This window comes from Halolamina salina (genome assembly GCF_054653455.1).
This window is the reverse complement of sequence record NZ_BAAIGE010000002.1, coordinates 501,873-525,543: the sequence shown is the minus strand read 5'-3', so window position 1 is coordinate 525,543 and position 23,671 is coordinate 501,873. Positions and strand designations below refer to the sequence as shown.

At 65.9% G+C, this 23,671-nt stretch carries 20 protein-coding genes, 2 tRNA genes and 3 rRNA genes; 12 read left to right on the top strand and 13 right to left on the bottom strand.

Going from position 1 to position 23,671, the window contains the following annotated elements:
• Nucleotide 1 precedes the first annotated feature (1 nt).
• On the bottom strand, nucleotides 2-2,533 hold the full coding sequence (locus ACYQZ5_RS03295) for a cbb3-type cytochrome c oxidase subunit I (RefSeq protein ID WP_459845145.1): 2,532 nt from the start codon (nucleotides 2,531-2,533) through the stop codon (nucleotides 2-4).
• Between the two features lie 3 nt (nucleotides 2,534-2,536).
• On the bottom strand, nucleotides 2,537-3,295 hold the full coding sequence (gene coxB, locus ACYQZ5_RS03290; RefSeq protein WP_379731363.1) for a cytochrome c oxidase subunit II: 759 nt from the start codon (nucleotides 3,293-3,295) through the stop codon (nucleotides 2,537-2,539).
• Nucleotides 3,296-3,442: 147 nt separating this feature from the next.
• Between coxB and ACYQZ5_RS03285 the strand changes: the two genes are divergently transcribed.
• The gene (locus ACYQZ5_RS03285; protein ID WP_379731364.1) at nucleotides 3,443-5,128 is read left to right on the top strand and encodes an aldehyde ferredoxin oxidoreductase C-terminal domain-containing protein; all 1,686 of its coding nucleotides are present in this window, start codon (nucleotides 3,443-3,445) and stop codon (nucleotides 5,126-5,128) included.
• A 21-nt stretch (nucleotides 5,129-5,149) separates the two neighbouring features.
• Here ACYQZ5_RS03285 and ACYQZ5_RS03280 read toward each other — a convergent pair whose 3' ends face one another.
• Together ACYQZ5_RS03280 and ACYQZ5_RS03275 are read right to left on the bottom strand one after the other, a co-directional pair.
• Nucleotides 5,150-5,434, bottom strand: coding sequence for a ubiquitin-like small modifier protein 1 (locus tag ACYQZ5_RS03280; RefSeq protein ID WP_379731365.1), 285 nt, complete (start codon nucleotides 5,432-5,434; stop codon nucleotides 5,150-5,152).
• A gap of 39 nt (nucleotides 5,435-5,473) precedes the next feature.
• Nucleotides 5,474-6,664 carry a redox-regulated ATPase YchF gene (locus ACYQZ5_RS03275; RefSeq protein ID WP_379731366.1) on the bottom strand — a complete coding sequence of 397 codons (1,191 nt, stop codon included), beginning with the start codon at nucleotides 6,662-6,664 and terminating at the stop codon, nucleotides 5,474-5,476.
• Between the two features lie 117 nt (nucleotides 6,665-6,781).
• Here ACYQZ5_RS03275 and ACYQZ5_RS03270 point away from each other — a divergent pair, with 117 nt between their 5' ends.
• Nucleotides 6,782-7,096: a DUF8124 family protein gene (locus ACYQZ5_RS03270; RefSeq protein WP_379731367.1), complete on the top strand. Its 315-nt coding sequence runs from the start codon at nucleotides 6,782-6,784 to the stop codon at nucleotides 7,094-7,096.
• On the opposite strand, the gene ACYQZ5_RS03265 is transcribed toward ACYQZ5_RS03270, so the two are convergent.
• The 5 genes from ACYQZ5_RS03265 to ACYQZ5_RS03245 all read right to left on the bottom strand — a co-directional run bounded on the left by ACYQZ5_RS03265 (nucleotide 7,082) and on the right by ACYQZ5_RS03245 (nucleotide 13,065).
• Nucleotides 7,082-7,873, bottom strand: a complete 792-nt coding sequence (locus ACYQZ5_RS03265; protein ID WP_459845142.1) for a DUF7504 family protein — start codon at nucleotides 7,871-7,873, stop codon at nucleotides 7,082-7,084. The two genes, ACYQZ5_RS03270 and ACYQZ5_RS03265, sit on opposite strands and share 15 nt — an antisense overlap.
• A 185-nt stretch (nucleotides 7,874-8,058) precedes the next feature.
• Nucleotides 8,059-8,180, bottom strand: a 5S ribosomal RNA gene (gene rrf / locus ACYQZ5_RS03260).
• 124 nt (nucleotides 8,181-8,304) lie between these two features.
• A 23S ribosomal RNA gene (locus ACYQZ5_RS03255) occupies nucleotides 8,305-11,216 on the bottom strand.
• Between the two features lie 214 nt (nucleotides 11,217-11,430).
• Nucleotides 11,431-11,502 (bottom strand) — tRNA-Ala (locus ACYQZ5_RS03250).
• A gap of 91 nt (nucleotides 11,503-11,593) precedes the next feature.
• Nucleotides 11,594-13,065: ribosomal RNA gene (locus tag ACYQZ5_RS03245) — 16S ribosomal RNA — on the bottom strand.
• The 16S, 23S and 5S rRNA genes sit together here with 1 tRNA gene alongside, the layout of an rRNA operon.
• 440 nt (nucleotides 13,066-13,505) lie before the next feature.
• On the opposite strand from ACYQZ5_RS03245, the gene ACYQZ5_RS03240 reads away from it, so the two are divergent.
• The 5 genes from ACYQZ5_RS03240 (at nucleotide 13,506) to ACYQZ5_RS03220 (ending at nucleotide 18,844) form a co-directional block, all read left to right on the top strand.
• Complete coding sequence (locus ACYQZ5_RS03240; RefSeq protein ID WP_379732203.1) at nucleotides 13,506-14,066, top strand: TATA-box-binding protein; 561 nt, start codon at nucleotides 13,506-13,508, stop codon at nucleotides 14,064-14,066.
• A 95-nt stretch (nucleotides 14,067-14,161) separates the two neighbouring features.
• Entirely contained in the window at nucleotides 14,162-14,773 is a 612-nt protein-coding gene (locus ACYQZ5_RS03235; RefSeq protein WP_379732204.1) for a hypothetical protein, read from the top strand.
• A gap of 61 nt (nucleotides 14,774-14,834) precedes the next feature.
• Complete coding sequence (locus tag ACYQZ5_RS03230; protein ID WP_459845138.1) at nucleotides 14,835-16,730, top strand: DEAD/DEAH box helicase; 1,896 nt, start codon at nucleotides 14,835-14,837, stop codon at nucleotides 16,728-16,730.
• 83 nt (nucleotides 16,731-16,813) lie between these two features.
• The gene (locus ACYQZ5_RS03225) at nucleotides 16,814-17,575 is read left to right on the top strand and encodes a hypothetical protein (protein ID WP_379818364.1); all 762 of its coding nucleotides are present in this window, start codon (nucleotides 16,814-16,816) and stop codon (nucleotides 17,573-17,575) included.
• 99 nt (nucleotides 17,576-17,674) lie between these two features.
• Nucleotides 17,675-18,844 (top strand): CaiB/BaiF CoA transferase family protein, encoded by a 1,170-nt coding sequence (locus ACYQZ5_RS03220; protein WP_379732254.1) that lies wholly within the window; start codon nucleotides 17,675-17,677, stop codon nucleotides 18,842-18,844.
• A 188-nt stretch (nucleotides 18,845-19,032) separates the two neighbouring features.
• On the opposite strand, the gene ACYQZ5_RS03215 is transcribed toward ACYQZ5_RS03220, so the two are convergent.
• A tRNA-Tyr gene (locus ACYQZ5_RS03215) sits at nucleotides 19,033-19,106 on the bottom strand.
• A gap of 204 nt (nucleotides 19,107-19,310) precedes the next feature.
• On the opposite strand from ACYQZ5_RS03215, the gene ACYQZ5_RS03210 reads away from it, so the two are divergent.
• Nucleotides 19,311-20,198: a DMT family transporter gene (locus ACYQZ5_RS03210; protein ID WP_379732255.1), complete on the top strand. Its 888-nt coding sequence runs from the start codon at nucleotides 19,311-19,313 to the stop codon at nucleotides 20,196-20,198.
• Nucleotides 20,191-20,703 (top strand): carotenoid biosynthesis protein, encoded by a 513-nt coding sequence (locus tag ACYQZ5_RS03205; protein WP_379818365.1) that lies wholly within the window; start codon nucleotides 20,191-20,193, stop codon nucleotides 20,701-20,703. The genes ACYQZ5_RS03210 and ACYQZ5_RS03205 overlap by 8 nt, the downstream gene beginning before the upstream one ends.
• Nucleotides 20,704-20,710: 7 nt before the next feature.
• On the opposite strand, the gene ACYQZ5_RS03200 is transcribed toward ACYQZ5_RS03205, so the two are convergent.
• Both ACYQZ5_RS03200 and ACYQZ5_RS03195 read right to left on the bottom strand, forming a co-directional pair.
• The gene (locus tag ACYQZ5_RS03200) at nucleotides 20,711-21,190 is read right to left on the bottom strand and encodes an SRPBCC family protein (protein ID WP_379731760.1); all 480 of its coding nucleotides are present in this window, start codon (nucleotides 21,188-21,190) and stop codon (nucleotides 20,711-20,713) included.
• A 108-nt stretch (nucleotides 21,191-21,298) separates the two neighbouring features.
• Nucleotides 21,299-21,586, bottom strand: coding sequence for a DUF5779 family protein (locus ACYQZ5_RS03195; RefSeq protein ID WP_379731761.1), 288 nt, complete (start codon nucleotides 21,584-21,586; stop codon nucleotides 21,299-21,301).
• Nucleotides 21,587-21,668: 82 nt separating this feature from the next.
• On the opposite strand from ACYQZ5_RS03195, the gene ACYQZ5_RS03190 reads away from it, so the two are divergent.
• Nucleotides 21,669-21,881 carry a hypothetical protein gene (locus ACYQZ5_RS03190; RefSeq protein ID WP_379731763.1) on the top strand — a complete coding sequence of 71 codons (213 nt, stop codon included), beginning with the start codon at nucleotides 21,669-21,671 and terminating at the stop codon, nucleotides 21,879-21,881.
• A 19-nt stretch (nucleotides 21,882-21,900) separates the two neighbouring features.
• Here ACYQZ5_RS03190 and ACYQZ5_RS03185 read toward each other — a convergent pair whose 3' ends face one another.
• Nucleotides 21,901-22,353 carry a DUF5799 family protein gene (locus ACYQZ5_RS03185; RefSeq protein WP_379731764.1) on the bottom strand — a complete coding sequence of 151 codons (453 nt, stop codon included), beginning with the start codon at nucleotides 22,351-22,353 and terminating at the stop codon, nucleotides 21,901-21,903.
• Nucleotides 22,354-22,607: 254 nt separating this feature from the next.
• Here ACYQZ5_RS03185 and ACYQZ5_RS03180 point away from each other — a divergent pair, with 254 nt between their 5' ends.
• Nucleotides 22,608-22,775, top strand: coding sequence for a hypothetical protein (locus ACYQZ5_RS03180; protein WP_379731765.1), 168 nt, complete (start codon nucleotides 22,608-22,610; stop codon nucleotides 22,773-22,775).
• A gap of 114 nt (nucleotides 22,776-22,889) precedes the next feature.
• The gene (psmB, locus tag ACYQZ5_RS03175; protein ID WP_379731766.1) at nucleotides 22,890-23,615 is read left to right on the top strand and encodes an archaeal proteasome endopeptidase complex subunit beta; all 726 of its coding nucleotides are present in this window, start codon (nucleotides 22,890-22,892) and stop codon (nucleotides 23,613-23,615) included.
• Nucleotides 23,616-23,671 lie beyond the last annotated feature (56 nt).

Here is a 23,671-nt window from a genome sequence, read left to right as displayed (position 1 = left end):
TCTAGACGATGTAGAACATCGGGAACAGGAACAGCCACACGATGTCCACGAAGTGCCAGTACAGCCCGAAGTACTCCAGGGGTTCGTCGTCGCCGTTGACGTACGCGCCGTTCCAGGCACGCCAGATCAGGTAGGCCGTGACGAGCAGCCCCGCGATGACGTGGCCCATGTGCAGGCCCGTCGTCAGGAAGTACGTCGAGGCGCGCACGCTGGAGTCGAGCGCGATCGGCGCGTACTCCTCGGTCCCCTGGAACAGGACGACCCACTCGATCGCCTTGTTCACGAGGAACGCCAGCCCGAGCAGGAACGTCACGACGAGGCTTGCGACGACGCCCTTCCGACTGCGCTTCTGGGCGGCGACCAGCGAGAGGATCACCGTGAACGAACTGGTCAACAGCAGGTACGTGTTGACCAAGCCCGGGATGGGGTTGTGCGGCACCGGGTGCCAGTGCGTCCAGCCGTAGGCCACACGCAGGAAGATGGCGGCACCGATGAACGCCCCGAACAGCACCACGTCGGAGGCCAGGAACACCCACATCCCCATCTTCGTGTTCTCGACCCCGCCGAACGGCCACGTCTCGCCGAAGCCGCCCTCGTGGGCGGTGAAGTTCTCGTAGCCCATGAACGAGACCGAGCCGATCAGGCCGAGCACGCCGAGCACCGAGGACGCGGCGTAGAACGTCCCTTCGAGGCCGGCGGGGAAGCTCCCGGTCTGGAGGCCGGAGAAGCCGATCGCCGTGATCACCGTGAACAGGCCGATCGCGAACGGCCAGTGGCTGGCGTGGTCGACGTGCCCGCCGTCGTCGTGTGCCGACTCGAGTGCGGCCGCGTGGCCGCCGTCGGTCGCGGTCGTACCGCCGTCGGCGGCGGCCGCGCCCGCCGGTTCGTCGTCACGCAGGAACTCGAGCGAGCCGCTGGCGTACGACGGCGTGCCGGGGAAGTTCTCCATCGGCGGCGGGGAGGAGACTGCCCACTCCGCCGTCGTCGAGTACGGCCACGGGTTCGCCGCGGCGTCGTCGCCCGCGACGATGCTCTTCGCGAGGTTGTAGATGATCAGCAGGAACCCGACCCCGAGGACCACCGCGCCGACCGAGGCGAGGCGGTGCCACGGGACGTACTCCGGCCGGTAGGCGAACACGCGCCGGGGCGTCCCCCACGCGAGGAACAGCGGGAAGTACAGCAGGTTGAACCCGGTGAAGTACACCGCGAAGCTCACCTTGCCGAGGAACTCGTCGTACGTCTTCCCGGTTATCTTCGGGAACCAGTAGAACAGCGCCGCGATCAGGCCCGTCACCCCCGAGACCATCACGTAGTGGAAGTGGGCGACGACCCAGTAGGTGCCGCGGAACTCGTAGTCGAGCACGACCGCGCCGAGGAACACGCCGGTGATCCCGCCGACGATGAACAGCACCAGCGCACCGAAGGCGTACAGCATCGGCGTGTCCCACCTGATCCGCCCCTTGATGAGGGTGTAGATCAGCGCGAACACCATCAGGTCGAACGGCAGCGAGATCCCGATGGTGGTCGCCATGAACAGCGTCTTCACCTCGAGGTTGATCGAGGTGAGGAACATGTGGTGCATCCAGACGATGAAGCTCTGCAGCGCCACCAGCACCATCGAGACGATGAACCACTTCCGGCCGACGATCCGGTTACCCGAGAACGTCTGGAAGATCTCCGCCATCGCGCCCAGCGCCGGGAAGAACACGATGTACACCTCGGGGTGGCCGAAGAACCAGAACAGGTGGGTCCACAGCACGGACCCGCCCGCGGTCGTCGCCGCGAAGTACGTCGTCCCGAGCATGCGGTCCGACAGCAGGATCATCGCCGCCGCCAGCAGCGCCGCGAAGGCGAGCAGCATCATCCAGACCGTCAGCAGCCACGACCAGGTGAAAAGCGGCAGCGAGCGCATCGTCAGGCCGGGCGCCCGCATGCGGTGGATGGTGGTGATGAAGTTCACCCCACCGACCGTGACCGAGGCACAGAACACCACGATCGCCAACACCGTCGTCGTCGCCCCGATGCTCGGCATGAACGCCGGGATGTTCAGCGGCGCGTACAGCGTCCACCCGCCCGCGTAGGAGGCGCCCTGGAAGAACGACGCGAACACCAGGATGCCCGAGGCCAGGTAGAGCCAGTAGGAGAGCGCGTTCAGCCGCGGGAACGCCAGGTCCTCCGCGCCGATCTGCAGCGGCACGACGTAGTTCGCGAACCCGGTCGCGAACGGCGAGATGAACCAGAACACCATTATCAGGCCGTGTAGCGAGACGGCCTGATTGTACGCCATCGCCGAGAGGATCCCCTCGCCCGGCGCTCGCGGCGACCACATCTGGGAGCGGATCAGCAGCGCGAGCACCCCGCCGAAGATGAGGAAGAACATCGCCGTCGCGATGTAGAGGATGCCGACGTCCTTGTGGTTGGTCGTGACGAGCCAGCGCTTCAGCGACCACCGCGGCGGGAGGTGGCCGTCGTCGTGGCTGTCACCCGGCAGTGCCGTGCCGCCGTCAGTTCGTGGTTGTGTGTCGTCTGTCATGCGTTACACCCCCGCCGCCGCGACGCTGGCGGCGGACTCGTTGCTCGCCGACTGGTTGTTCGCGGACGCGGTCTGGGACGCGTACCAGTCCTGGTACTCGTCCTGCGGCATCACGATCACTTCCGCGTCCATGTAGGAGTGACCCTGCCCACACAGCTCGTAACAGTGGGCCGAGTACGTCCCCGTCTCGGAGGCCTCGAACCACGTCTCCGTGGTCTCGCCGGGGATCGCGTCGGACTTCACCCGAAGCTCCGGAATCCCGAAGTTGTGGAACACGTCCGACGAGGTCACCCGTAAGTTGACCTGCCTGTCGACCGGAACGCGGAGCGTCCCGGAGGTGTTCACCCCCGCGTAGCTCCCGTCGTCCTCAAGGTAGTGGAAGTTCCAGCCGAACTGGTACCCCTCGACCTCGACGTCGACGCCCTGATCGCCGGCCTGCCCCTCGACGAACAGCAGCGTCCCGTAGGTCCACGCGATGAGCGAGATGACGATGATCGCGCTCAGGCTCAGCGAGAGGAACAGCTTCTTCCCCTTCCCCCCGCCGGTCGGGACCTCACCCAGCTTCGGGCGGTCCTTCTCGTCGCTGCCGCCCTCGTAGCTGTATTTGTACGCATTGTACAACATGTAGCCGATAACGACGGCTCCCACCAGGGTCCCGAGTACGAGGAACACCCAGTAGATCTCGTTGAACACTTGCACCCGTGTCCCGTCGGGGACCAGCCCGCTCTGGAGCACGGATGCGGCTGTAGCATCAGGTATCATCGGCGACCTTGATAGTGGGCATTCGCTCCGCTCCGACCTTAGTGGTTTCGAACGGTTTCGCACGCGCGCGAGGCGATCGGGCGTCGACGACCGGCAACGCTCCCGCCGAGAGATAGGAATAAGGTCGGCCGATCCCATGTCGTGTGTATGCTTCACGCAGAGGGGCCGATGCTCACCGTCGACGTGGGGGAGCGCAGCGCCGACACCGTCGACATCGACAGCGTGCTCGAACGAACCATCGGCGGGCGCGCGACGGCGACCGCGCTGGCCCACGATCGGATACCGTTCGACGCCGACCCGTTCGGCCCGGAGAACCGGGCGTACCTCTCGACGGGGCCGATGCAGATGAGCCGGACTTCCTTCACCGGCCGGATGAACATGACGGGGCTCTCGCCGCTGACCGACGGCCTCGTCTCCACCAACGCCGGCGGCTACCTCTCGCGGAACTTCGCCGGCGCGGGGCTCTCCGTGCTCGAACTGGCCGGCGAGAGCGACGAGCTGCTCGCGATCCACGTCACCGACGGTCCCGACGGACCGGAAGTCGAGTTCGAGGAGGTGCCCGAACTCGAGGGCGCCGAGACCAGCCGCGTCTCCGCGTACATGGAGAGCCACCACGATCTCGGCCCCGAGAACTGTATCACGATCGGCCCCGCCGGCGAGAACCTCGTCCGGTTCGCGTCGGTGATGACGTTCGACTCCCGGGCGTTCGGCCGCGGCGGCATCGGCGCCGTGCTCGGCAGCAAGAACGTCAAGTGCGTCACCTTCGAGGGTGACTCGACGCCCGACATCGAGATCCCGGACCCGCCGGCGATGGACGTCCACCGCGAGGCCGCCACCAGCGACGACCTGATGCGCCGGCAGGGGACCACCGGCAACACGGAGTTCATCAACGACAACTTCTCGATCCCGACGCGGTACTTCGACGACTACGAGTTCGAGAGCATCGAGAGCATCGGCGGCAACGCCGTCGAGGAGAAGAAGTACAAGAAGGGCGCCTGCTCGCAGTGTGCCTACGCCTGCAAGCTCCCCACGCGGGACGAGGAGCGCGGCGTCGAGACGGAGGGGCCGGAGTTCGAGACGGTGTACTCCTTCGGCACCTGTCAGGGCGTCGGCGACATCGTCGACGTGATGATCTCGAACGAGCTCTGTGACGAACTCGGGATGGACACCATCTCCGCGGGCGTCACCGTCGCCGCCTACCTCAAAAGCGAGGACGCCTTCGGCGACGCGGAGTTGGCCCACGAGACCCTGGAGAAGATCGCCCACCGCGAGGGGATCGGCGACCTGCTCGCAGAGGGGACCGCCCGCGCCCACGAGGAACTGGGCGTCGACAACTACACCGTGAAGGGGATGGAGTTCGCGGCCCACGACGGCCGCACGCTCCACGGACAGGGGCTCTCCTACGCGGTCGCGAACCGCGGCGCCGACCACATGTACGGCGGGATGCTCGGGCTGGAGTACTCCGGCGAGGTCGATCCCGAGGGGACGCTCGGCAAGGCCGAGACGCTCGTCGGACTGGAGAACCACAACGTCGTCCGCGACTCCGCGGTGATCTGCGCCTTCGGCGGCGACTACATGACCGACGAACGGCTCGAACAGCTACTCGGCGTCGACTACGAGCGGCTCCAGTCGCTCGGCGCCGAGACGATCGAGCGCGAGCGCCACTTCAACAACAAGCGCGGCAAGGGCGTCGACGACGACGACCTGCCCTACGAGATTCCGGATCTGGCCGAGGCCGTCCAGGAGTACTACGAGGCCCGCGGCTGGAACGAGGACGGCACCGTCCCGGACGCGGCAATCGACTCGGTCGCGCCTGTGGCCGCGGACGACTGAGGGTTCGGGCGCGCCCGCGGGCTACCCGCCGTACACCGACGGGACGATCCGGACCACGTCACCGTCTTCGAGTTCGGTCGCGAGCCCGTCGAGGTGGGTCACGTTCTTCTCGTCGACCGTCACGACCGTCGATCCTTCAGTCTCGCCCGCTTCCTCGTCGACGAGCCGGCCGTCGAGGCTCGGGTACTCGGCCTCCAGACCGCGCAGAAGTTCGCCGACGGTCGTTCCGGGGTCGTACTCGCCGCCCACGTCCTCGACGCCGGCGTCGTCGCGGAACGGACCGAACAGCTTGCAGTCGACTTGCACGGCCGGCACGTCGGGCGTCGGGGGAGAAGTAGCCAGCGGTCAGCCGGTGGTGACGATCTCGACCACGTCGCGGTGGGCGAGCTCGTGGTCCGCGCCGACCTGTCGGCCGGAACGGCAGTCGATGCCGTGGAGCAGGCCGTCGCCCACGTCGGAGTGGATGGTGTACGCGAAGTCCTCGACGGTGCCGCCCTCGGGGAGGACGAAGCAGTCCCGGAACACGCCCTTCTCGTCTTTCGACCCGTTGGCGCTGCCCGGGAACACGCCGATACAGCCCAGCGTCTCGAACAGCGCGGTCTCGAGCACGTCCTGCACGCCGGTGCCGCCGTAGTTCCCGACGAACTCGCGGATCTGTTCGAGTCCCTGTTCCTGCTCCGTGCTCACGTCGCCGACGATCTCGAAGTCGGATTCGCCCGGGGTGTACTCCACGACGCCGGCGTCGTTCGCCTTCTTCAGTGACTTCTCGGCGTGGGCGCTGACGGGCACGAAGTCGAGGTGGTCGTACTGCTCTTCCTCGGTGATCTCGGCCCAGTTCTCCTGTGCGGCGGGCGTGTCCATCTTGTTGGCCGCGATCACGATCGGCTTGGTGCGCTTGCGGATCTCGCGGGCCAGTTCCTCGCGCTCGTCGTCGTCCCACGCTTCGGGGTCGAAGCCGATCCCCTGCCCGAGGATGATCTGCTTGATCTCCTCGGCGACGATGCCGAACGCGTCCATCTGCTCGCCCAGCGCCTCCTCCACGTCGCCGTCGCCGCCGTGGTAGCCCGAGAGGTGGCGCTCGATCCCCTTCTCCAGCACGTCGAGATACCACATGTCGATCTCGTTCTCGAGGAACGCGATGTCCTCGCGCGGGTCGTGGCCCTCGGTGGCCTCGCCCTCGAGGTCGGTCTCGCCGGAGAAGTCGACGACGTGGACCAGCACGTCAGTCTCGTTCAGGTCCGCGAGGAACTGGTTGCCCAGTCCGTTCCCCTCGTGGGCGCCGGGGATCAGGCCGGCCACGTCGACGAGCTTGACCGGGACGAACCGGGTGCCGTCGTCGCAGTAGCCGACGCTCGGTGTACACGTCTCATCGAACTCCGGGGCGGCACACTCCACGCGAACGTACGCCTCGCCCACGCTCGGGTCGATCGTCGTGAAGGGGTAGGCGCCTTCCGGCACGTCGTTCATCGTCGCGGCGTTGAACAGCGTCGACTTGCCCACGGAGGGCTTGCCGACGAGTCCGATCCGATAACTCATTGGAACAGCCGACGTGGTTCCCGGACAAAAGCCGTCCCATCGGCGCCGTCCGGGGCTGAGACTCTCACACACGGGCGAGCCGGAGGGGATTTGCCCCGTCGGACCCGAGTGCCGGGCATGAGCGACGACGCGGACGGGACGGACGAGGCACGCGAGGGTGACACGTTCGGCGTCGGGATTCGTGTGACGGAGAGCGAGCTGCGCGTGGTGGTCAGAGTGCCGTCGGACATCGACTCGGGATGGACCGACCCCGATTCGTTCCAAGGGATGGTGGAGCAGGTGCTCTGGGAACGGCTCGATCAGGAGGAGACGCTTCAGGCGATCGCGGCAACGACCGAACCCGGAGAGACCACGATGCTCGGGACGGTGACGCTCCGCCCGGACGGCACCGTCGTCGAGAGTTCGCTCGCGGCGCCGTCAGTCGGGGAGTAGCTCGACCGCGAGCCCGAGCTCCGCGGCGCGCTCGCGGTCGTAGCGCCGGCAGTCGTACCGGTTCGGTCCGTTCGTGTCGGCTCGGACCGCCAGTGCGTCCAACTGTGCCAACGCTGACAGCGTCGCGCCGAGCGTACGCGAGGAGAGATCGGTGTCGAGCTGGCCGGCCTGTACGTACGAGCGGTCGACCCGATCTAAGATCTCGATCGCGTCCCGCCAGTACTGCCGGAAGTAGCCGAACGTTGTCGGGTCGATCGCCCGGAGCCGTCGCACCGCGGTCGGCGCGTCGGAGTCGAACGCCGGTTCGCCGACGGTTTCCGCGAACGCGTCGCCGAAGGCGACGGCGTCGCACAGCGTATCCTCGGGGACGCCGGCGACGATCCCCGAACCGTCCTGTGTGGTGCGCGCACGGAACCGATCGAGGAGGGGTTCGACGGTCTCCCGATCGGTATCCTCGCGGAGGTCACGCAGCGACTCGACGTACACCACGGTCCCGCGCGGGCTCTCGTCCCACCCGTCGAGGAACCGATCGCACACCGACCGGATCGCCTCGCCGGTGAGCGGGCGCTCCAGTTCGGTGACGACGAGCTCGTTCGAGACGACGTTCGTCCGTGTCTCCGTCGTGGCGCCACGGCTGAAGTCGAAGCAGTCGACGATCGCCAGCTGTGTCGCGTCGCCGCCGGATCGCTCCCAGCGGCGATGCCACTCGTCGGCCGTCGAGTCGGTCACCACCGCGATGACGTTCTGTCCGGCCGCGTGCTCGCGTAGCGCCCGCATCGCCCGATCCACTCCAAACGAGAGGAGTGCCGGGCCAGCGTCGGGCATCGTTGTCGATTACAACACCCGAACGGGTATAAAAATACGTGTTGCGGCGGATGGGATATCCGCTCGAGGTATCGAAAACGAGCGGGGAGCGATCGCTTCGCTTCCCGCTCGAAGGTTCGAGAATGCCGCAATGAGTAGAGAGACGGCGAGTGCACTTTCCCAGCGGGTCGCCCACGCCAGTACTCGCCCACACGTAGGTGAGCTTAACTTCCGTGTTCGGGATGGGTACGGGTGTTGCCTCACCACTCTGGCCGTCTCACGCCGAGTCGTGGAATCGAACCACGAAATACCATGCTCGGTGTGGATCGAACCGTGTGAATAAGCGTAGTCCAGTTCGCACCTGGACCCGTTCGATACGGGCGCAGTGCAGAGAGATTACCGGATGAATGATGGCTTCGGTCTGTTAGTGCTCGCGGACTCAACGCCTCGTTGCCTTGGCGCGTACATCCCGAGTCTATCTAACTCCTCTTCTACGAGTGACCTCAACGGTACTTCGTTTCCGAGTGGGTTTCGAGCTTAGATGCGTTCAGCTCTTACCCCGTGTGGCGTGGCTGCCCGGCAGTGCTCTCTCGAACAACCGGTACACCAGTGGCCACCAATCGTAGTTCCTCTCGTACTATACGATCGTTCTCGTCAAGTACCATTACACCCCCAATAGATAGCAGCCGACCTGTCTCACGACGGTCTAAACCCAGCTCACGACCTCCTTTAATAGGCGAACAACCTCACCCTTGCCCGCTTCTGCACGGGCAGGATGGAGGGAACCGACATCGAGGTAGCAAGCCACGCGGTCGATATGTGCTCTTGCGCGTGACGACTCTGTTATCCCTAAGGTAGCTTTTCTGTCAGCAACCTGGCCCATCAAGGACCATGGTTGGTTCGCTAAACCACGCTTTCGCGTCAGCGTCACTCGTTGGGAATGACACTGTCAGACTTCCGTTTGCTCTTGCGCTCTTCCTCGGGTTCCCGACCCGAGTGAGGAAATCTTGGGGCGCGCTCGATATCTTTTCGAGCGCGTACCGCCCCAGTCAAACTGCCCGGCTACCGGTGTCCTCCGCCAGGAGTGAGAGTCGCAGTCACTACCGGGTAGTGTTTCATGTGTGCCTCGGTGGCCCGCTAGCGCGGGTACCTGTGTAGCGGCTCCTACCTACTCTGCACAGTAGCGACCACGTCTCAGCGACAGCCTGCAGTAAAGCTCTATAGGGTCTTCGCTTCCCCTTGGGGGTCTCCAGACTCCGCACTGGAACGTACAGTTCACCGGGTCCAACGTTGGGACAGTGGCGCTCTCGTTGATCCATTCATGCGAGTCGCTACTGAAGCGACAAGGTACTACGCTACCTTAAGAGGGTCATAGTTACCCCCGCCGTTGACGGGTCCTTCGTCCAATTGTACTTGGTGTTCAGATACCCGCACTGGGCAGGATTCAGTGACCGTACGAGTCCTTGCGGATTTGCGGTCACCTGTGTTGTTACTAGACAGTCGGAGCGCCCAAGACACTGCGACCTGCCTCGCTTGAGGCAGGCATTCCTTATTGCGAACGTACGGAACTAACTTGCCGAATTCCCTAACGTCGGTTGTCCCGACAGGCCGCGCCTTGCTCTGGCAGAGTACCTGTGTCGGATCTCGGTACGGTCATCGTGCTCCCTTTTCACGGGCTCTTGGTAACATCGACTTTCGCTATCTCGAGCTTCGCTCGCTTCCTGCCGTTACGGCGTCCACGAGCTTCCTCGATTCGACCGGGCGAAGACCCGGCTCGATGGTTCCGAAAGCGTCGGTTTCACTGCACGATGGTGCTGGAATATTAACCAGCTGTCCTTTCGATCCCTGCGAGTTACGAGGGACCTTAGGATCGACTAACCCTTGGCTGACTAACAGTGCCAAGGAACCCTTACTCTTCTGGCCGTCGGGGTTCACACCCGACTTTCGCTGCTACTATGACTAGGATTTTCGTTACTAGACGGTCCACGCGAGCTCTCGCCCGAGCTTCCACCCGTCCAGAATGCCAACCTACTGGGTCGCTGTGTTACCAGCGCCGCTAGGTCTCGGTGGTGGATTTGAGCCCCGATCATTTTCGGCGCCTCGAACCTCGGCCGGTAAGCTGTTACGCTTTTCTTAGAGGGTAGCTGCTTCTAAGCTCACCTCCCGGCTGTTTAGGGCTCGAGACTACCTTCCAATCGCACTTAATCCACACTTTGGGACCTTAACCCAGCTCTGGGTTGTTCCCCTCATGGTACCCAAGCTTACCCCGGGCACCGGACTCCCATCGTCCACGGCGTTTGCACGTTCGGAGTTCGACAGAGAGGCCGACTCCTCTCGGAGGCGGGTCTCTCAATCGGTCGCTCTACCGCGCAAACTACCTCGGATGAGGTCATGCTTCGACATGTTTCGGTTGGAACCAGCTGTTGCCGAGCTCGATGGGCCTTTCACCCCTACTCTCGAGTCACGGGAGGGTATTGTAGGACACCAACCCTAACGGGCCTCCACGTGCCTTTCGGCACGCTTCACCCTGCTCCAGAGTAGATCGCTCGGTTCCGGGTCGTATCCCTTCGACTCCCCGCGCTTGAACACGGTGGGCCTGGCAATGCTGCGCCCCTATCGGTTTCCCTACGCCTTCCCTGATAATCAGGTTAGACTCGCCAAAGAGATACACTCCCTAGTTCGTTTTTCAAAACGTACGACGGAACTTCGGCTCCCTCTTCGTCCTACTGGAGGCTCGCGCCTCGGTCGTTTTGAAGAGGGCCTTTCAAGCCCCGTCGCTCTATCGCCGACTGGTTTCATGCCCTATTGCACCGCCCTTCTCGGGGTGCTTTTCAGCGTTCGCTCACGCTACTTGTTCGCTATCGGTCTCGAGGAGTGTTTAGCCTTCGCGGTCGATGCCCGCGACATTCACGAGGGATATCCAACCCCCGCTACTCTAGAACTGGCGCACACTCTACTGGATCACGGTACGGGACTGTCGCCCTGTTTCGTGCTCTGTTCCAAGAGACTTCTCGTGATCTGTCGAGTGCTGGGAGCCAGCCTGTACACCACATGTCCTTGCGGATTCGGTTTGGGCTGTATCGCGTTCACTCGCGGTTACTAACGACATCGCAGTTGCTTTCTCTTCCTGTCCTTACTAAGATGTTTCAATTCAGGACGTTCCCCATTGCGCGAGGCAATTGCGGTGGGGATTCCCATTCGGAGATCCTCAGTTCTACGCTTCCATGCAGCTCCCTGAGGCTTATCGCAGCTTGGCACGTCCTTCTTCGGCACTCGAGCCGAGCAATCCATCAGCCGGCATAGTAGCCGTCTGTCGGTAATCGTCGTTCCACTGCAACCCGATATCGTACGGGTCCAGTGGGTGCCTGGACTACGCTTACACACGGTCGTCAACGTACGTCCCGTGGGTGTCACGGGAGCGTACTCTGACCCTTCCCAGACGCGCTCTCGCGGTCTGGTGCATCGATCGTTCTGGATTCCATCGTACTTCCGTGGGGCATATAACCCGCACGGTTTCCTTCTATCCGAGATGGACTCGCGGGGATTCGAACCCCGGGCATCCTCCTTGCAAAGGAGGCACTCTCCCACTGAGCTACGAGCCCTATGGAGCCTTGGTAGTTCTGAGGTGCCCGGTCGAACCGGCACACCGAACGGCGAAAGGTGGGTCTGCCCGAAAGGGCAGATCCCGGTCAGTGGAGGTGATCCAGCCGCAGATTCCCCTACGGCTACCTTGTTACGACTTAAGCCCCCTTGCGGAGCCCAGATTCGACCTGTGAAACAGGCCTCATCCGGACCCCACTCGGGTGCTTTGACGGGCGGTGTGTGCAAGGAGCAGGGACGTATTCACCGCACTCTCCTGGAATGCGATTACTACCGAATCCAGCTTCATGCGGACGAGTTGCAGTCCGCAATCCGAACTACGACCGAGTTTCTGAGATTACCGTCCCCTCTCGGGGTTGGAACCCATTGTCTCGGCCATTGTAGCCCGCGTGTTGCCCAGCCCATTCGGGGCATACTGACCTACCGTTGCCCGTTCCTTCCTCCGCCTTGGCGGCGGCAGTCTCCCTAATGTACCCATCACCCACAAGGGGCATGCTGGCAATTAGGGACGCGGGTCTCGCTCGTTGCCTGACTTAACAGGACGCCTCACGGTACGAGCTGACGGCGGCCATGCACCACCTCTCTACGGCGTCGTGACGAGGTCATCAACCTGGCCGTCATCACCGTAGTCGGGGCTGGTAAGGTTACCGGCGTTGAGTCCAATTAAACCGCAGGCTCCTCCGGTTGTAGTGCTCCCCCGCCAATTCCTTTAAGTTTCATCCTTGCGGACGTACTTCCCAGGCGGTTCGCTTAGCGGCTTCCCTGCGGCACAACACTCACTCGTAGTGAGTGTCACACCTAGCGAACATCGTTTACGGCTGGGACTACCCGGGTATCTAATCCGGTTCGAGACCCCAGCTTTCGTCCCTCACTGTCGGATCAGTCCTCTCGAGGTGCTTTCGCCATCGGCGGTCCGTTCAGGATTACGGGATTTCACTCCTACCCCGAACGTACCCCTCGAGCCTTCCTGTCCCAAGCCGTGCAGTTTCCGCCGGACGCCCACCCGTTAAGCGGGTGGATTTCCCGACGGACTTGCGCGGCCAGCTACGGACGCTTTAGGCCCAATAAGATCGGTCATCACTCGAGCTGCCGGTATTACCGCGGCGGCTGGCACCGGTCTTGCCCAGCTCTTGTTCCTGAACCTCCCTACGGTTCAGAAAAGAAAGGGCGATATGCCCTTTCACTCGGGGTCCCCTTATCGCACTGGCGTGCAGTGTAAAGGTTTCGCGCCTGCTGCGCCCCGTAGGGCCCGGAATCTTGTCTCAGATTCCGTCTCCGGGCTCTTGCTCTCACAACCCGTACCGATTATTGGCACGGTGGGCCGTTACCCCACCGTCTACCTAATCGGCCGCAGCCACATCCTACAGCGCCGGAGCGTTTGAGCGTCGGTGTATTCAAACAGTCGACGCGTATCGGGAGTTAGCCTCAGTTTCCCGAGGTTGTTCCCGTCTGTAGGGTAGTTTGGCCACGTGTTACTGAGCTATACGCCGCGGGTCTAACCCGCGCGACTAGCATGGCTAAATCGGACCCCGATAGCAATGACCTCCGGCAGGATCAACCGGAATGTGTACGTGCTATTGCACGTGGGTGGCGGGTCGGATCACACGACGTGATCGTTACCAATCTGGTATTGCGTATCGGTTACCGTTCGCTGTCCGCCGGCCGAACCGGGGGACACCGAACTACCAGGGCTCACATCAGAAGCCGTCCTGTGGCGGACCACGGGGGCGGCGTCCTCATCTTTCTTCGGACCCGTATGTTTCGCTCGATGGGTCATAAACCCATCGAAGCGAGTCGGGTCCACGCACCGTCCCGGATCGTCCCGGGCCGCGGCGCGTTCTTCGCATTCCATCCGATGGGTGTGGAACACTTAACCCTGATGTTTCGATCGGCCACTGGGTGGCGTTACCGTGAGAGATTGTTCGCACGATCCGCCATCGACACCGGCGAACCGGTATATAAGGGAACCGTTTATAAGGGCAGGGTGAGCAATAAAGGGTGAACGATGAGTTCGCCGGCAGAATCAATCGAGATCCAGAACGTGGTCGCATCGACGGGTATCGGGCAGGAGCTCGACCTCGAAGCGTTGGCGGAGGACCTCCCGGGCGCGGACTTCAACCCCGACAACTTCCCCGGCCTCGTCTACCGGACGCAGAGTCCGAAGGCGGCGGCGCTGATCTTCCGATCCGGGAAGATCGTGTGCACGGGCGCGAAGAGCATCGACGACGTCCACGAGGCGCTGGGCATCATCTTCGAGAAGCTCCGCGACCTCACCATCCCGGTCGAGGAGGACCCCGACATCACCGTCCAGAACATCGTCTCGAGCGCCGACCTCGGGCACAACCTCAACCTCAACGCGCTCGCGATCGGGCTGGGGCTTGAGGACGTGGAGTACGAGCCCGAACAGTTCCCCGGCCTCGTCTACCGCATGGACGAGCCGGACGTGGTGATCCTCCTGTTCGGCTCCGGGAAGATCGTCATCACGGGCGGGAAGCGTACCGAGGACGCACAGGAGGCAGTCGAGCAGATCGTCGAGCGCATCGAGGGGCTCGGCCTCCTCAGCTGAACCGTCGACGCCGCCTCCCGACCCGTTTTTCGTCGCGCTGACGCAGTGTGATACCGGCGCAAGAGGAATAACCCTCCAGTACGAAGCCGCCGGTAGTGGCATCCCGTGACCACGGCCCGGACGGCCGGGGCGCCCCGGGCCCAGACACCAAGCACCGTACGGCCGAGCAGGCGGCGGTCCCCGAGGCGACCCGGCGGCGGCCCGAAGACCCGCCGATCCGGAACCCGGGACAGTACTCCCTGACCGACCACGTCCGCCAGCGGCTCGCACAGGGCGGCCGCTACGTCACCCTCGACGGCATCGACGCCGCGATCCGCGGGGGACAGCTCCGCTGGAACAGCAGCGACGGCTGGCGGTTCGCCCGCGTCGAGGAGGGGGTCCGGCTCGTCGTGGTCGTCTGCGACACCGACACCACCTCGCCGGTCGTCGTCACCGCGTGGACGGAGGTCGCCGACATCGGCGCCGCCCAGCGCTCGGAGCAGTGGGACCGGACCGACGTGGAGACGATCCGGCTCCGCAGCACGCTCTCGGAGCGTTCGGACGAGCACGTCCCCGAGCACATCCGCCCGCGCGACGTGCCTCGGCCGTTCTACGTCCGCGGCCACGAGCTGGTCACCGAGCCCGGCGACGGCCACCTCCGCTGTGTCGACTGTCACGGCCGCTTCCGTTCGAAGGGCGAGCTCGACCGCGCGGACTGCTCGCACTGAGTTTCGCGGGCGTGCGCCGTCACTCGCAAGGCGTATTCCCCCCGACCGCCAACCGCGGGTAATGAGTGATCTCTCCCTCTCGGAGTTCTACGACGCCGTCGAGGCGGAGGGTCGGCCGCTGCTGACGGCCGGCGAGTTCGCCCGCCGCCTCGACGCCAACCAAGCCGATGCCGATAACGCGCTCTCCCGGCTCGCCGACGAGGGGCTGCTCGAACGCGTCGACGTGGAGAACGACCCCGTGATCTGGTACCCGACGGAGTGGGGTGAGCTGGCCTCGCGCGAGCGCGTGGTCGTCTTCCCAGAACGGCGGGAGATCGTCGTCGACCGTCCGACGCAGTACACGCAGGCCCGCCTCTCGCAGTTCGCCCACCTCGTCGACACCACCGGCACCGAGCCCGGCACGCGCGGCTACCTCTACCGAATTCGCCCGGAGGACGTCTGGTCCGCCCCCTTCGACGGCGTCGCCGACCTGATCCTCACGATGCGGGGCGTGTTCCCCCGGCGCTACGAGGGGTTGGAGGAGTGGGTCGAGAGCCAGTGGAAACGGGCCAACCGCTTCCGGCTCGACACCCACGAGGACGGCTACACCGTCCTCACCGCGGCCACCGACGACCTCATGGGCAACGTCGCGATGGAGAAACTGGACGACGACGCGATCCGGGCGCCCATCTCCGACACCGAGGCGTGGGTCAACGAGGACGCCATCGCGAACATCAAGCGCACGCTCTACGAGGCGGGCTACCCGGTCGTCGACGACCGGGACCTCGAGAGCGGCGACCCGATCGACGCCGAACTCACGACCGACCTCCGGGAGTACCAGCAGTCCTGGGTCGACAGCTTCCTCGAGAAGCAGGCCGGCGTCCTCGTCGGCCCGCCCGGCTCCGGGAAAACCGTCGCCGCGCTCGGCGCGCTCGCGGCAGTCGGCGGCGAGACGCTGATTCTCGTTCCGTCCCGCGAACTCGCGGGACAGTGGCGCGAGGAGATCGAGCGCCACACCACCGTCGACCCGGAGCAGGTCGGCGAGTACCACGGCGGCGCGAAGCAGCTCCGGCCGATCACGATCGCCACCTACCAGATCGCGGGGATGGACCGCCACCGGACGCTGTTCGACGATCGCGAGTGGGGGCTGATCGTGTTCGACGAGGCCCACCACGTCCCGGCGCCGGTGTTCAGACGGTCCGCGGCGCTGCAGAGCAAACACCGCCTCGGCCTCACCGCCACGCCGGTCCGGGAGAGCGACGACGAGACCGACATCTACACGCTGATCGGCCCGCCGCTCGGGACTGACTGGTCGGCGCTGTTCGACGCCGGCTTCGTCGCCGAGCCCGAGGTCGAACTCCGCTACCTCCCGTGGGACGACGAACTGGCCGAGAACGAGTACGCCAGCGCCGACGGCCGCGAGCGCCACCAACTGGCAGCCACCAATCCCCGCAAGATCGAGGAGATCGGCCGACTGCTCGCCGACCACGACGGCAAGGCGCTGGTGTTCGTCGACTACCTCGATCAGGGCGAGGCGATCGCCGACGAACTCGACGCCCCGTTCGTCTCCGGCGAGACGCCCCACCACCGGCGCGAGCGCCTGTTCGAGTCGTTCCGCACGGGCGAGCGCGACGCGCTCGTGGTCTCCCGCGTCGGCGACGAGGGGATCGACCTCCCGAACGCCGAACTCGCGGTCGTCGCGTCGGGGCTCGGCGGCTCCCGCCGACAAGGCGCCCAGCGCGCGGGCCGCACGATGCGCCCGGTCGGGCGCGCGGAGGTGGTCGTGCTCGCGACCCACGGCACCCGCGAGGAGGAGTTCGCCCGCAAGCAGATGCGCCACCTCGCGGAGAAGGGCGTTCGTGTCCACGAGACAGTCGTCGGCGAGGAGACTGACGAACCGAGCGGCGACACGAGCAGCGACGAGGGGTGCGACGACGACGTGAGCGACGACGGAGACGGAGCGACGACGACCGAGTGAGTCGGGATATGGGCACCGGCGGATCGACGCCGGCCACCCGCCGTACCGAGAGCGTTTAGGCGCCGGCCGCCGGCGACGAGCACATGGGCGACGAGCGACAGGCGACGTTCGGCAGCGACGGCACGCTGGAGACCGATCGGCCGCCGGAAGCGACCGGCGAGGACGACTTCGGCGAGGAGAAAGACCCCGACGAGACCGACGGCGGCTTCAGTCGGTACGTCGTCTCCAGCCTGCTCCAGAAGGCTGTCCGGCGCTCCGACGAGGAGATCGCGGCGTGGGCGGCGTGGGAGCTCGCGCGCTCGGGGTTCGGCTGGAACCTCTGGGAGCGGCTGAACCTCTACGTCGTCGAGGACCTCCGGGCCGGGCAGGACGTCGCGACGCAGGTGGCGCGCTACGAGGAATTGGCGACCGAACGCTGGGAGCCAGACGAGTGGCGCGGCCGCCTCTGTGCCGTGCACGCGGCGCTCGCGTGTGCCCGCGCGCAGTCCTCCCGTGAGGCCGCCAACGCCGACGAGTACTTCGGCGCCGTCGCGGAGCGCCGCGCGGAGGCCCACGAACGCGGCGAGGAACCGAGCCACGACTTCCCCGTCAGCGACCTCGAACCCGGCGGCCGCTTCGACGCGGTGTTCGACGGCCACACCGGCGAGGGGTCGCGCCGCGACCGCGGCACGGAGTTCTTCAAGACCCACGGCGCCCGCGTGGGGCCCGAGGGCGAGGGCGACCTCAGCGCCCGCTGGCAGCGCCTCGCGATGGTGCTGTCCTCGACAGAGTTCGACGAGGCAGACATCGAGCGGGCACTGGAGCCCACGGACGCTGAGGACCCGTGGGCCGATCCGGATTCGTAGGCAGTCGGCTCGTCGCCGACACCGCTGATCCATCGGGAGACGGTGAGACAGATTCCCCGCGGGACCACTTTTTAAGCGTGTTCGCAGTGGAGACGGCGTATGGATCTCACGGGGGTTCGCGTTCTCGACCTGACGCGGCTGCTACCGGGCCCGTACGCGACGCAGCTCCTCGCGGACATGAACGCCGACGTCGTCAAAGTCGAGGAGCCGAGCGTCGGTGACTACGCCCGGTCCATGGCGCCGAAGACGCCGGACGGCGTCGGGACGATCTTCGCGGCGGTCAACGAGGGGAAGCGGAGCATCACGCTCGACCTCGAGGACGACGACGGGCGCGAACTCTTCCACGAACTGGTCGCGGAGGCCGACGTGGTGATCGAGCAGTTCCGGCCGGGCGTCGCCGAGAAACTCGGCATCGACTACGAGTCGGTTCGCGAGCACAATCCGGAGATCGTCTACTGTTCGCTCTCCGGATACGGACAGGCGGGGCCGTACCGTGATCGGGTCGGGCACGACCTCAACTACGCGAGCGTCGCGGGGCTGGTCGACATGACGCGGGAACGGACCGACGGGAAGCCCGCGATCCCGGGCTACCCCATCGGGGACATGGCCGGCGGCCTCTTCGCCGCGTTCAGTGTCGTGAGCGCGTTGCTCAGTCGGTCGCTCGGTAACCGAGCCGGGAGCTTCGTCGACGTCTCGATGACCGACGCGATACTGTCGTTCGCACAGCCGGTGGCGTCGGCGGCGTTCGCCGGGGGCGATCCACGGCCGCGGGGGACAGAACTGACCGGGAAGCTCCCCTGTTACGACCTCTACCGGACCGCGGACGACCGATACGTCTCGATCGCCGCGCTCGAGCCGAAGTTCTGGCGGACCCTCTGTGAGGCGTTGGATCACCCCGAACTGATCGAGAACCACCACGCCGAGGACGAGGCCGTTCGGGAGGCGGTCCGGGAGACCCTCGCGACGACGTTCCGGTCGAAGACGCAGGCGAAGTGGGAGGAGGAACTGGGTGAGCAGGACGTGATGTTCGCACCTGTTCGGACGCCGAAGGAGGCGATCGGCGATCCCCACATCAGGAGTCGCGGAATCGTCGAGGACGACGGGTCTGGTGTGCCTCGGGTCGGTTTCCCCGCGAAATCGACGCCCGAACGCCGGCGCGGGCCGGATTCCGGGCTTCCGGGGATGGGCGAACACACGAGAGAGGTACTCGAATCGGTCGGCGTCGACGAGGCGACGATCGAGGCGCTCCGCGAACGGGACGTCATTTAGCCCGTGAGCTCGGACCATCGGCGTCGACGACATACGCGTTGCTCGTCGATCGAGCGTCGGGAGGAGAAATCCGCCCTCCCCGATTTGAACACTGTGAGACGATCCGACTCGCTACGCTCGTCGGCTGCGACTCACAAGCTCAAATCGGCTCAGTTGGATTTCTCTGCTCACTCCGTTCGCAGGAGAAATCCGCCCTCCCCGATTTGAACGGGGGGCAAGCCGATCTACAGTCGGCTGCTCTACCAGTCTGAGCTAAGGGCGGGCACTTCCACGTAGGTCCCGGTTCGGACTTAAGGATTGTCTCTTGTCCTCGCTACGTGAGTCAGTATCGCCCGACGACGACGGTCCCTCTGACGACCACATCGGCCGGGGAGGACACTGGATTGCTCCCTTCGAAACGGGTAAGCGCCCGGCGAGAGGAGCGTTCGGCGTGTCCTTCGCCGCCGTCGAGGAGCGAGTGCCGCCGATGGCCGCGCTGGCCGTCGCCGTCGTCGCCGTCAGCACCAGCGCCATCCTGATCCGCTGGTCGGGCGCGCCGAGCGTCGTGAAGGCGTTCTACCGGGTGGTGTTCACGACCGCGTTCCTGCTGCCGTGGGCGGTCGGCCGCTACCGCCACGAGTTCCGGGCGATCGAGCTCCGGGATCTGGGGGTCGCGGGGCTTACCGGCGTCGCGCTCGCGCTACACTTCGCGTCGTGGTTCGAGAGCCTGAACCACACCTCCGTCGCCGCCAGCGTGACGCTGGTCCAGAGCCAGCCGCTGTTCGTCGCCGTCGGCGCGTGGGCGCTGCTCGACGAGCGGCTCACCCGGCGGATGCTCGTCGGGATCTTCGTGGCGCTGTTCGGCGCCGCCACGATGTCGCTGGGCGACCCGCTGCTGGCGGCGATGGGGTTCGGCAGCTCGGACGGACTGGCGGGAACCGGGACGTACGGCAACGCGCTCGCGCTCGTCGGCGCCGTCTGCGCCGCCGCCTACGTACTCGCCGGACGGTCGCTCCGCCAGCGCGTCTCGCTCGTCCCCTACGTCGTCGTGGTGTACGTCGCCTGCTCGGTCGTCCTGCTCGTCGTCGCCGTCGCACAGGGCGCCCCGCTCGTCGACTACCCGCGCCACGAGTGGCTCCTGTTCCTCGGGATGGCGGTCGGCCCGGGGATCTTCGGCCACACCGTGATCAACTGGGCGCTCGCCCACGTCGAGTCCGGCGTCGTCTCGGTCAGCCTGCTGGGCGAGCCAGTCGGGAGCACGGTGCTCGCGCTGCTTCTCCTCCCCGGCGAGGTGCCCACGCCGACGACGATCGTCGGTGGTGCCGTCGTCCTGCTGGGCATCTACCTCACTGCCGAGGCACGGAACCGTGACTGACTCGACCGATGCCACGGCCGGCCGGCCCATCGACGACGCCACGGCGCGGCGCTACGTCGGGAGCCAGATCGCGCTGTTCCTCGCGACGCTGCTTCACGCGCTGCTGACGTGGCCGCCCTCGGAGACGGTCGTGCTGTTCGCCGGCGGTATCGCGGTCGCGTTCGCCGTCGAGGCGCCCGCGATCCGGGCCGGGCTGTTCACCCACTACCTCCGCCCGCGACTCGTCGGCGTCCCCGTCTCGATCCTGCTCGCGTGGCCCGCCGTCGTCTACCTCGCAGTCCGGACGGCGTCGCTGATCGTCGACGGTCCGGTCGCCGTCGCCGGGCTGGCCGCGGTGCTGGCGACGCTTGCCGACGCCGCGGTCGAACCGAGCGCGGTCCGCGACGGCGCGTGGGCGTACGCGGACGCCCTCCCCGGCCCGCGCGTCCGCGGGGTGCCGTGGTGGAACGCCGCCGGCTGGCTCGGCGTCGTGTTCGTGACGGCGCTGCTGCCGGCCGCCGTGTGAGACGTCGCTACTCCAGCAGCTTCTTCGTCTGCCGGTGGCGGTAGCGGAACATCGGCTCGAAGCCGACGACGCCGAGCGGTCCCAGCGCCCGACCGAGCCCGCCAAGCGGGAGCCGGTAGACGACGCGGTCCTCGATCACCGTCCCGTCGCCGTCCCCGCGGAAGCGGTGGGTGTGTTTCCAGCGCGGGAACGGGCCGCCGCGCATCTCGTCGCGGAACCACGCCACGCCGTTGCCCTCCTCGCGGTCGGTGATGACCGAAGTCCAGCGCTGGCGCGGCCCGACACCGAACGGACGCAGCGACATCTCGATCTCGCTGCCCTGCATCAGCACCTCGGGGTCGGGTTCCCCGTCGGGGCCGCGGACCTCGCCGACCTCGAGGTGCATGAACCCGGGGGTGAGCGCCTCCAGCCCCTCGACCCGGGAGTGAAACGCCCAGACCTCCGAAAGCGGGGCGTCGACGCGAGTGCGGCGCGTGTACGTGGGCATGGGGAGAACTACGGGCGGCGTCGGGATAACAGCGGGGGCTACCGGCCGTCGAGTGTCGAGAAAGGTCGCGCTCGGTCGTCAGCGGTCACACCGAGTCGGAGCCGGCGCTTACAGCCTGTCGGCGTCGATATCGACGCCGGACGGCGCCACGACGAGGAACCCTCGAAAGTGGGTCAGCGACCCGCCTTCCGCCCGGATCTCGCGGGCGAACCCCGCGGCCAGCGTGTTCAGGTCGCCCGCCACGTCGAGGACGAGCACGTCGCCCGACCGGACGGCGTCGATCCACTCGTCGGGGTCGGTTTCGCCGTCCAGTACCCCGAGCACCACGTCACCCGCCCCGTCGTCGTCGGGGAGCTCCTCCTCGGCGCGGGTGAGGTCGAGGCCGAAATCGCTCATACTCGCCGTTGGGCGGGAGACGGTTAAAAAGGAGTCGGCAACGGGCCGATGTACTGAAACGGGTGGCCTCACAAGGGGTGGTATGGCCTGTGATCACGAACTCGACAGCGAGTACCTCACGACCACCGACAGCACCGTCACGGACATCCGCGGTGCCGGCGAGTCGCTCCGTATCGACGTCGTCGTCCCCTGCCCGGACTGCGGGCAGGCGCTCGAACTCACGCTGAGCGAGGAGAGCCGCGAGGAGGTCGACGTCGACTTCCCGCTCGACGACGCGGAGATCGCCAACAGCTAACGCCGGCCTCGGGAGCGCCCTACTCCTGATAGGCGATGCGGACCTGTTCCCACCGCCCCTTCTCGATCAAGTGTTCCTGTAGCGTCTCCGCGTAGCGTTCGAGCAGTTCCTCGGCCTCGTCCATCCGGTCGGGTTCGCCGCCGCCGTCGCCGCCGACGCCAAGGGCGTCTTTCACCGAGGAGAACACGCCGTCGCCGTCTCCCCCGCTATCGCCGCCGGCGCCGGCGGGGGCGCCGCCCATCCCGCGCTCCATCTTCTCGACCTCGGGCATGATCCCCGCCACCTTGTCGGTGTCCGGGACGATCCGGGCGTCCTCGGGATCGTCGGCGTCGGCGATCTCGAACTCCGCCGCCGTCATGATCAGTCCCCACTCCTGGTTCGAGAACGGGGAGTCACGGACCTCCGCGGCGAACTGCTGATCGACCGCCATGCGCTCGCCGACGATGGCGTCGGTCCAGTCTGAGTCGCTCATACCGCCCCGTACGCCGACGGTGCGTTTCAGGGTTTCCCCACCGACGCTGCCCCCGCGCACCATCCGCCGAACGCCTGCATAACTTACAGCGATACTCCGTATGAGCGCCGTGCGTTATCGCCCGTCTTTATCAGATATCCCAGTCCGCTTTCCCTCGCCACAACTACAGTAGAAACGCACGCAGGCATTGGGGTGTCGCCAGAGTCGAGCCCGACAAGTACTTATACCGCGACCCGATCGGAACCACCACGCAGATGAGCCGAACCATCCGCCGCGTCGCGCTGTTCGCACTCTACCAGCTCACGGTCCTGCTCGGGATCGCGCTGCTGCCGGTCGCGCTGTTCACCCGCCGCCTCGGCGTCCCGCTGCCGCTCGGTCGAGCCGTCGACGGCACGAAGGCCGCCTACGAGGCGACGGAGTAGCCGAGGGCTTTCTCTTCGAGCGCCGCCCGCGAAGCGGCGCCGCCGGGGTTTCGAAAGCGGGGAGTTCTCCCCGAAGGGGTGGCTTTATCAGCGTTCCCCGACTAGCGTTCGTCAATGCGAACACCTGCTGATCGGTCAGGACTCGACCCGCTGAGCGGCGACCAGTCCGACGTTTTCGGCCCCGAACTCGGGGAGTTCCCCCACGCCGACGAGCGTCGTGCACAGGCCGCGACCGACGATGGGATGAAGACCGGGACGACCACGATCGGCATCAACGCCGGCGACGCGGTCGTGCTCGCGACGGACATGCGTGCCAGCATGGGCAACATGGTCTCCAGCAAGGACGTCCAGAAGGTGGAGCAGATCCACCCGACGGGCGCGCTCACCATCGCCGGCTCGGTGTCGGCGGCCCAGTCGCTGATCGAGACGCTGAAAGCCGAGTCGAACCTGTTCGAGGTCCGCCGCAGCAAGCAGATGTCGATGCAGGCGCTCTCCACGCTGACGGGTAACCTCCTGCGCTCGGGCGCGTTCTACATCGTCTCCCCCATCCTCGGCGGCGTCGACGACACCGGCGCGCACGTCTACTCCATCGACGCGCTGGGCGGCACGACCGAGGAGGACTACGCGGTCTCCGGCTCCGGCTCCCAGTTCGCGCTGGGCGTGCTCGAACAGCAGTTCGAGGAGGAGATGGGGATCGAGGACGCGAAGACCGTCGCCACCAAGGCGATCAAGAGCGCGATGGAGCGCGACACCGCCTCCGGCAACGGGATCAACATCGCCGTCGTGACCGACGAGGGCGTCGAGGTCACGAAGGAGAAGGAGATCGACAAGCTGCTCTAAACCGATCGCGGCGGGCGACCGGCAGCGACCGTCGTGTCGCTGCTCGGAGCCGATGC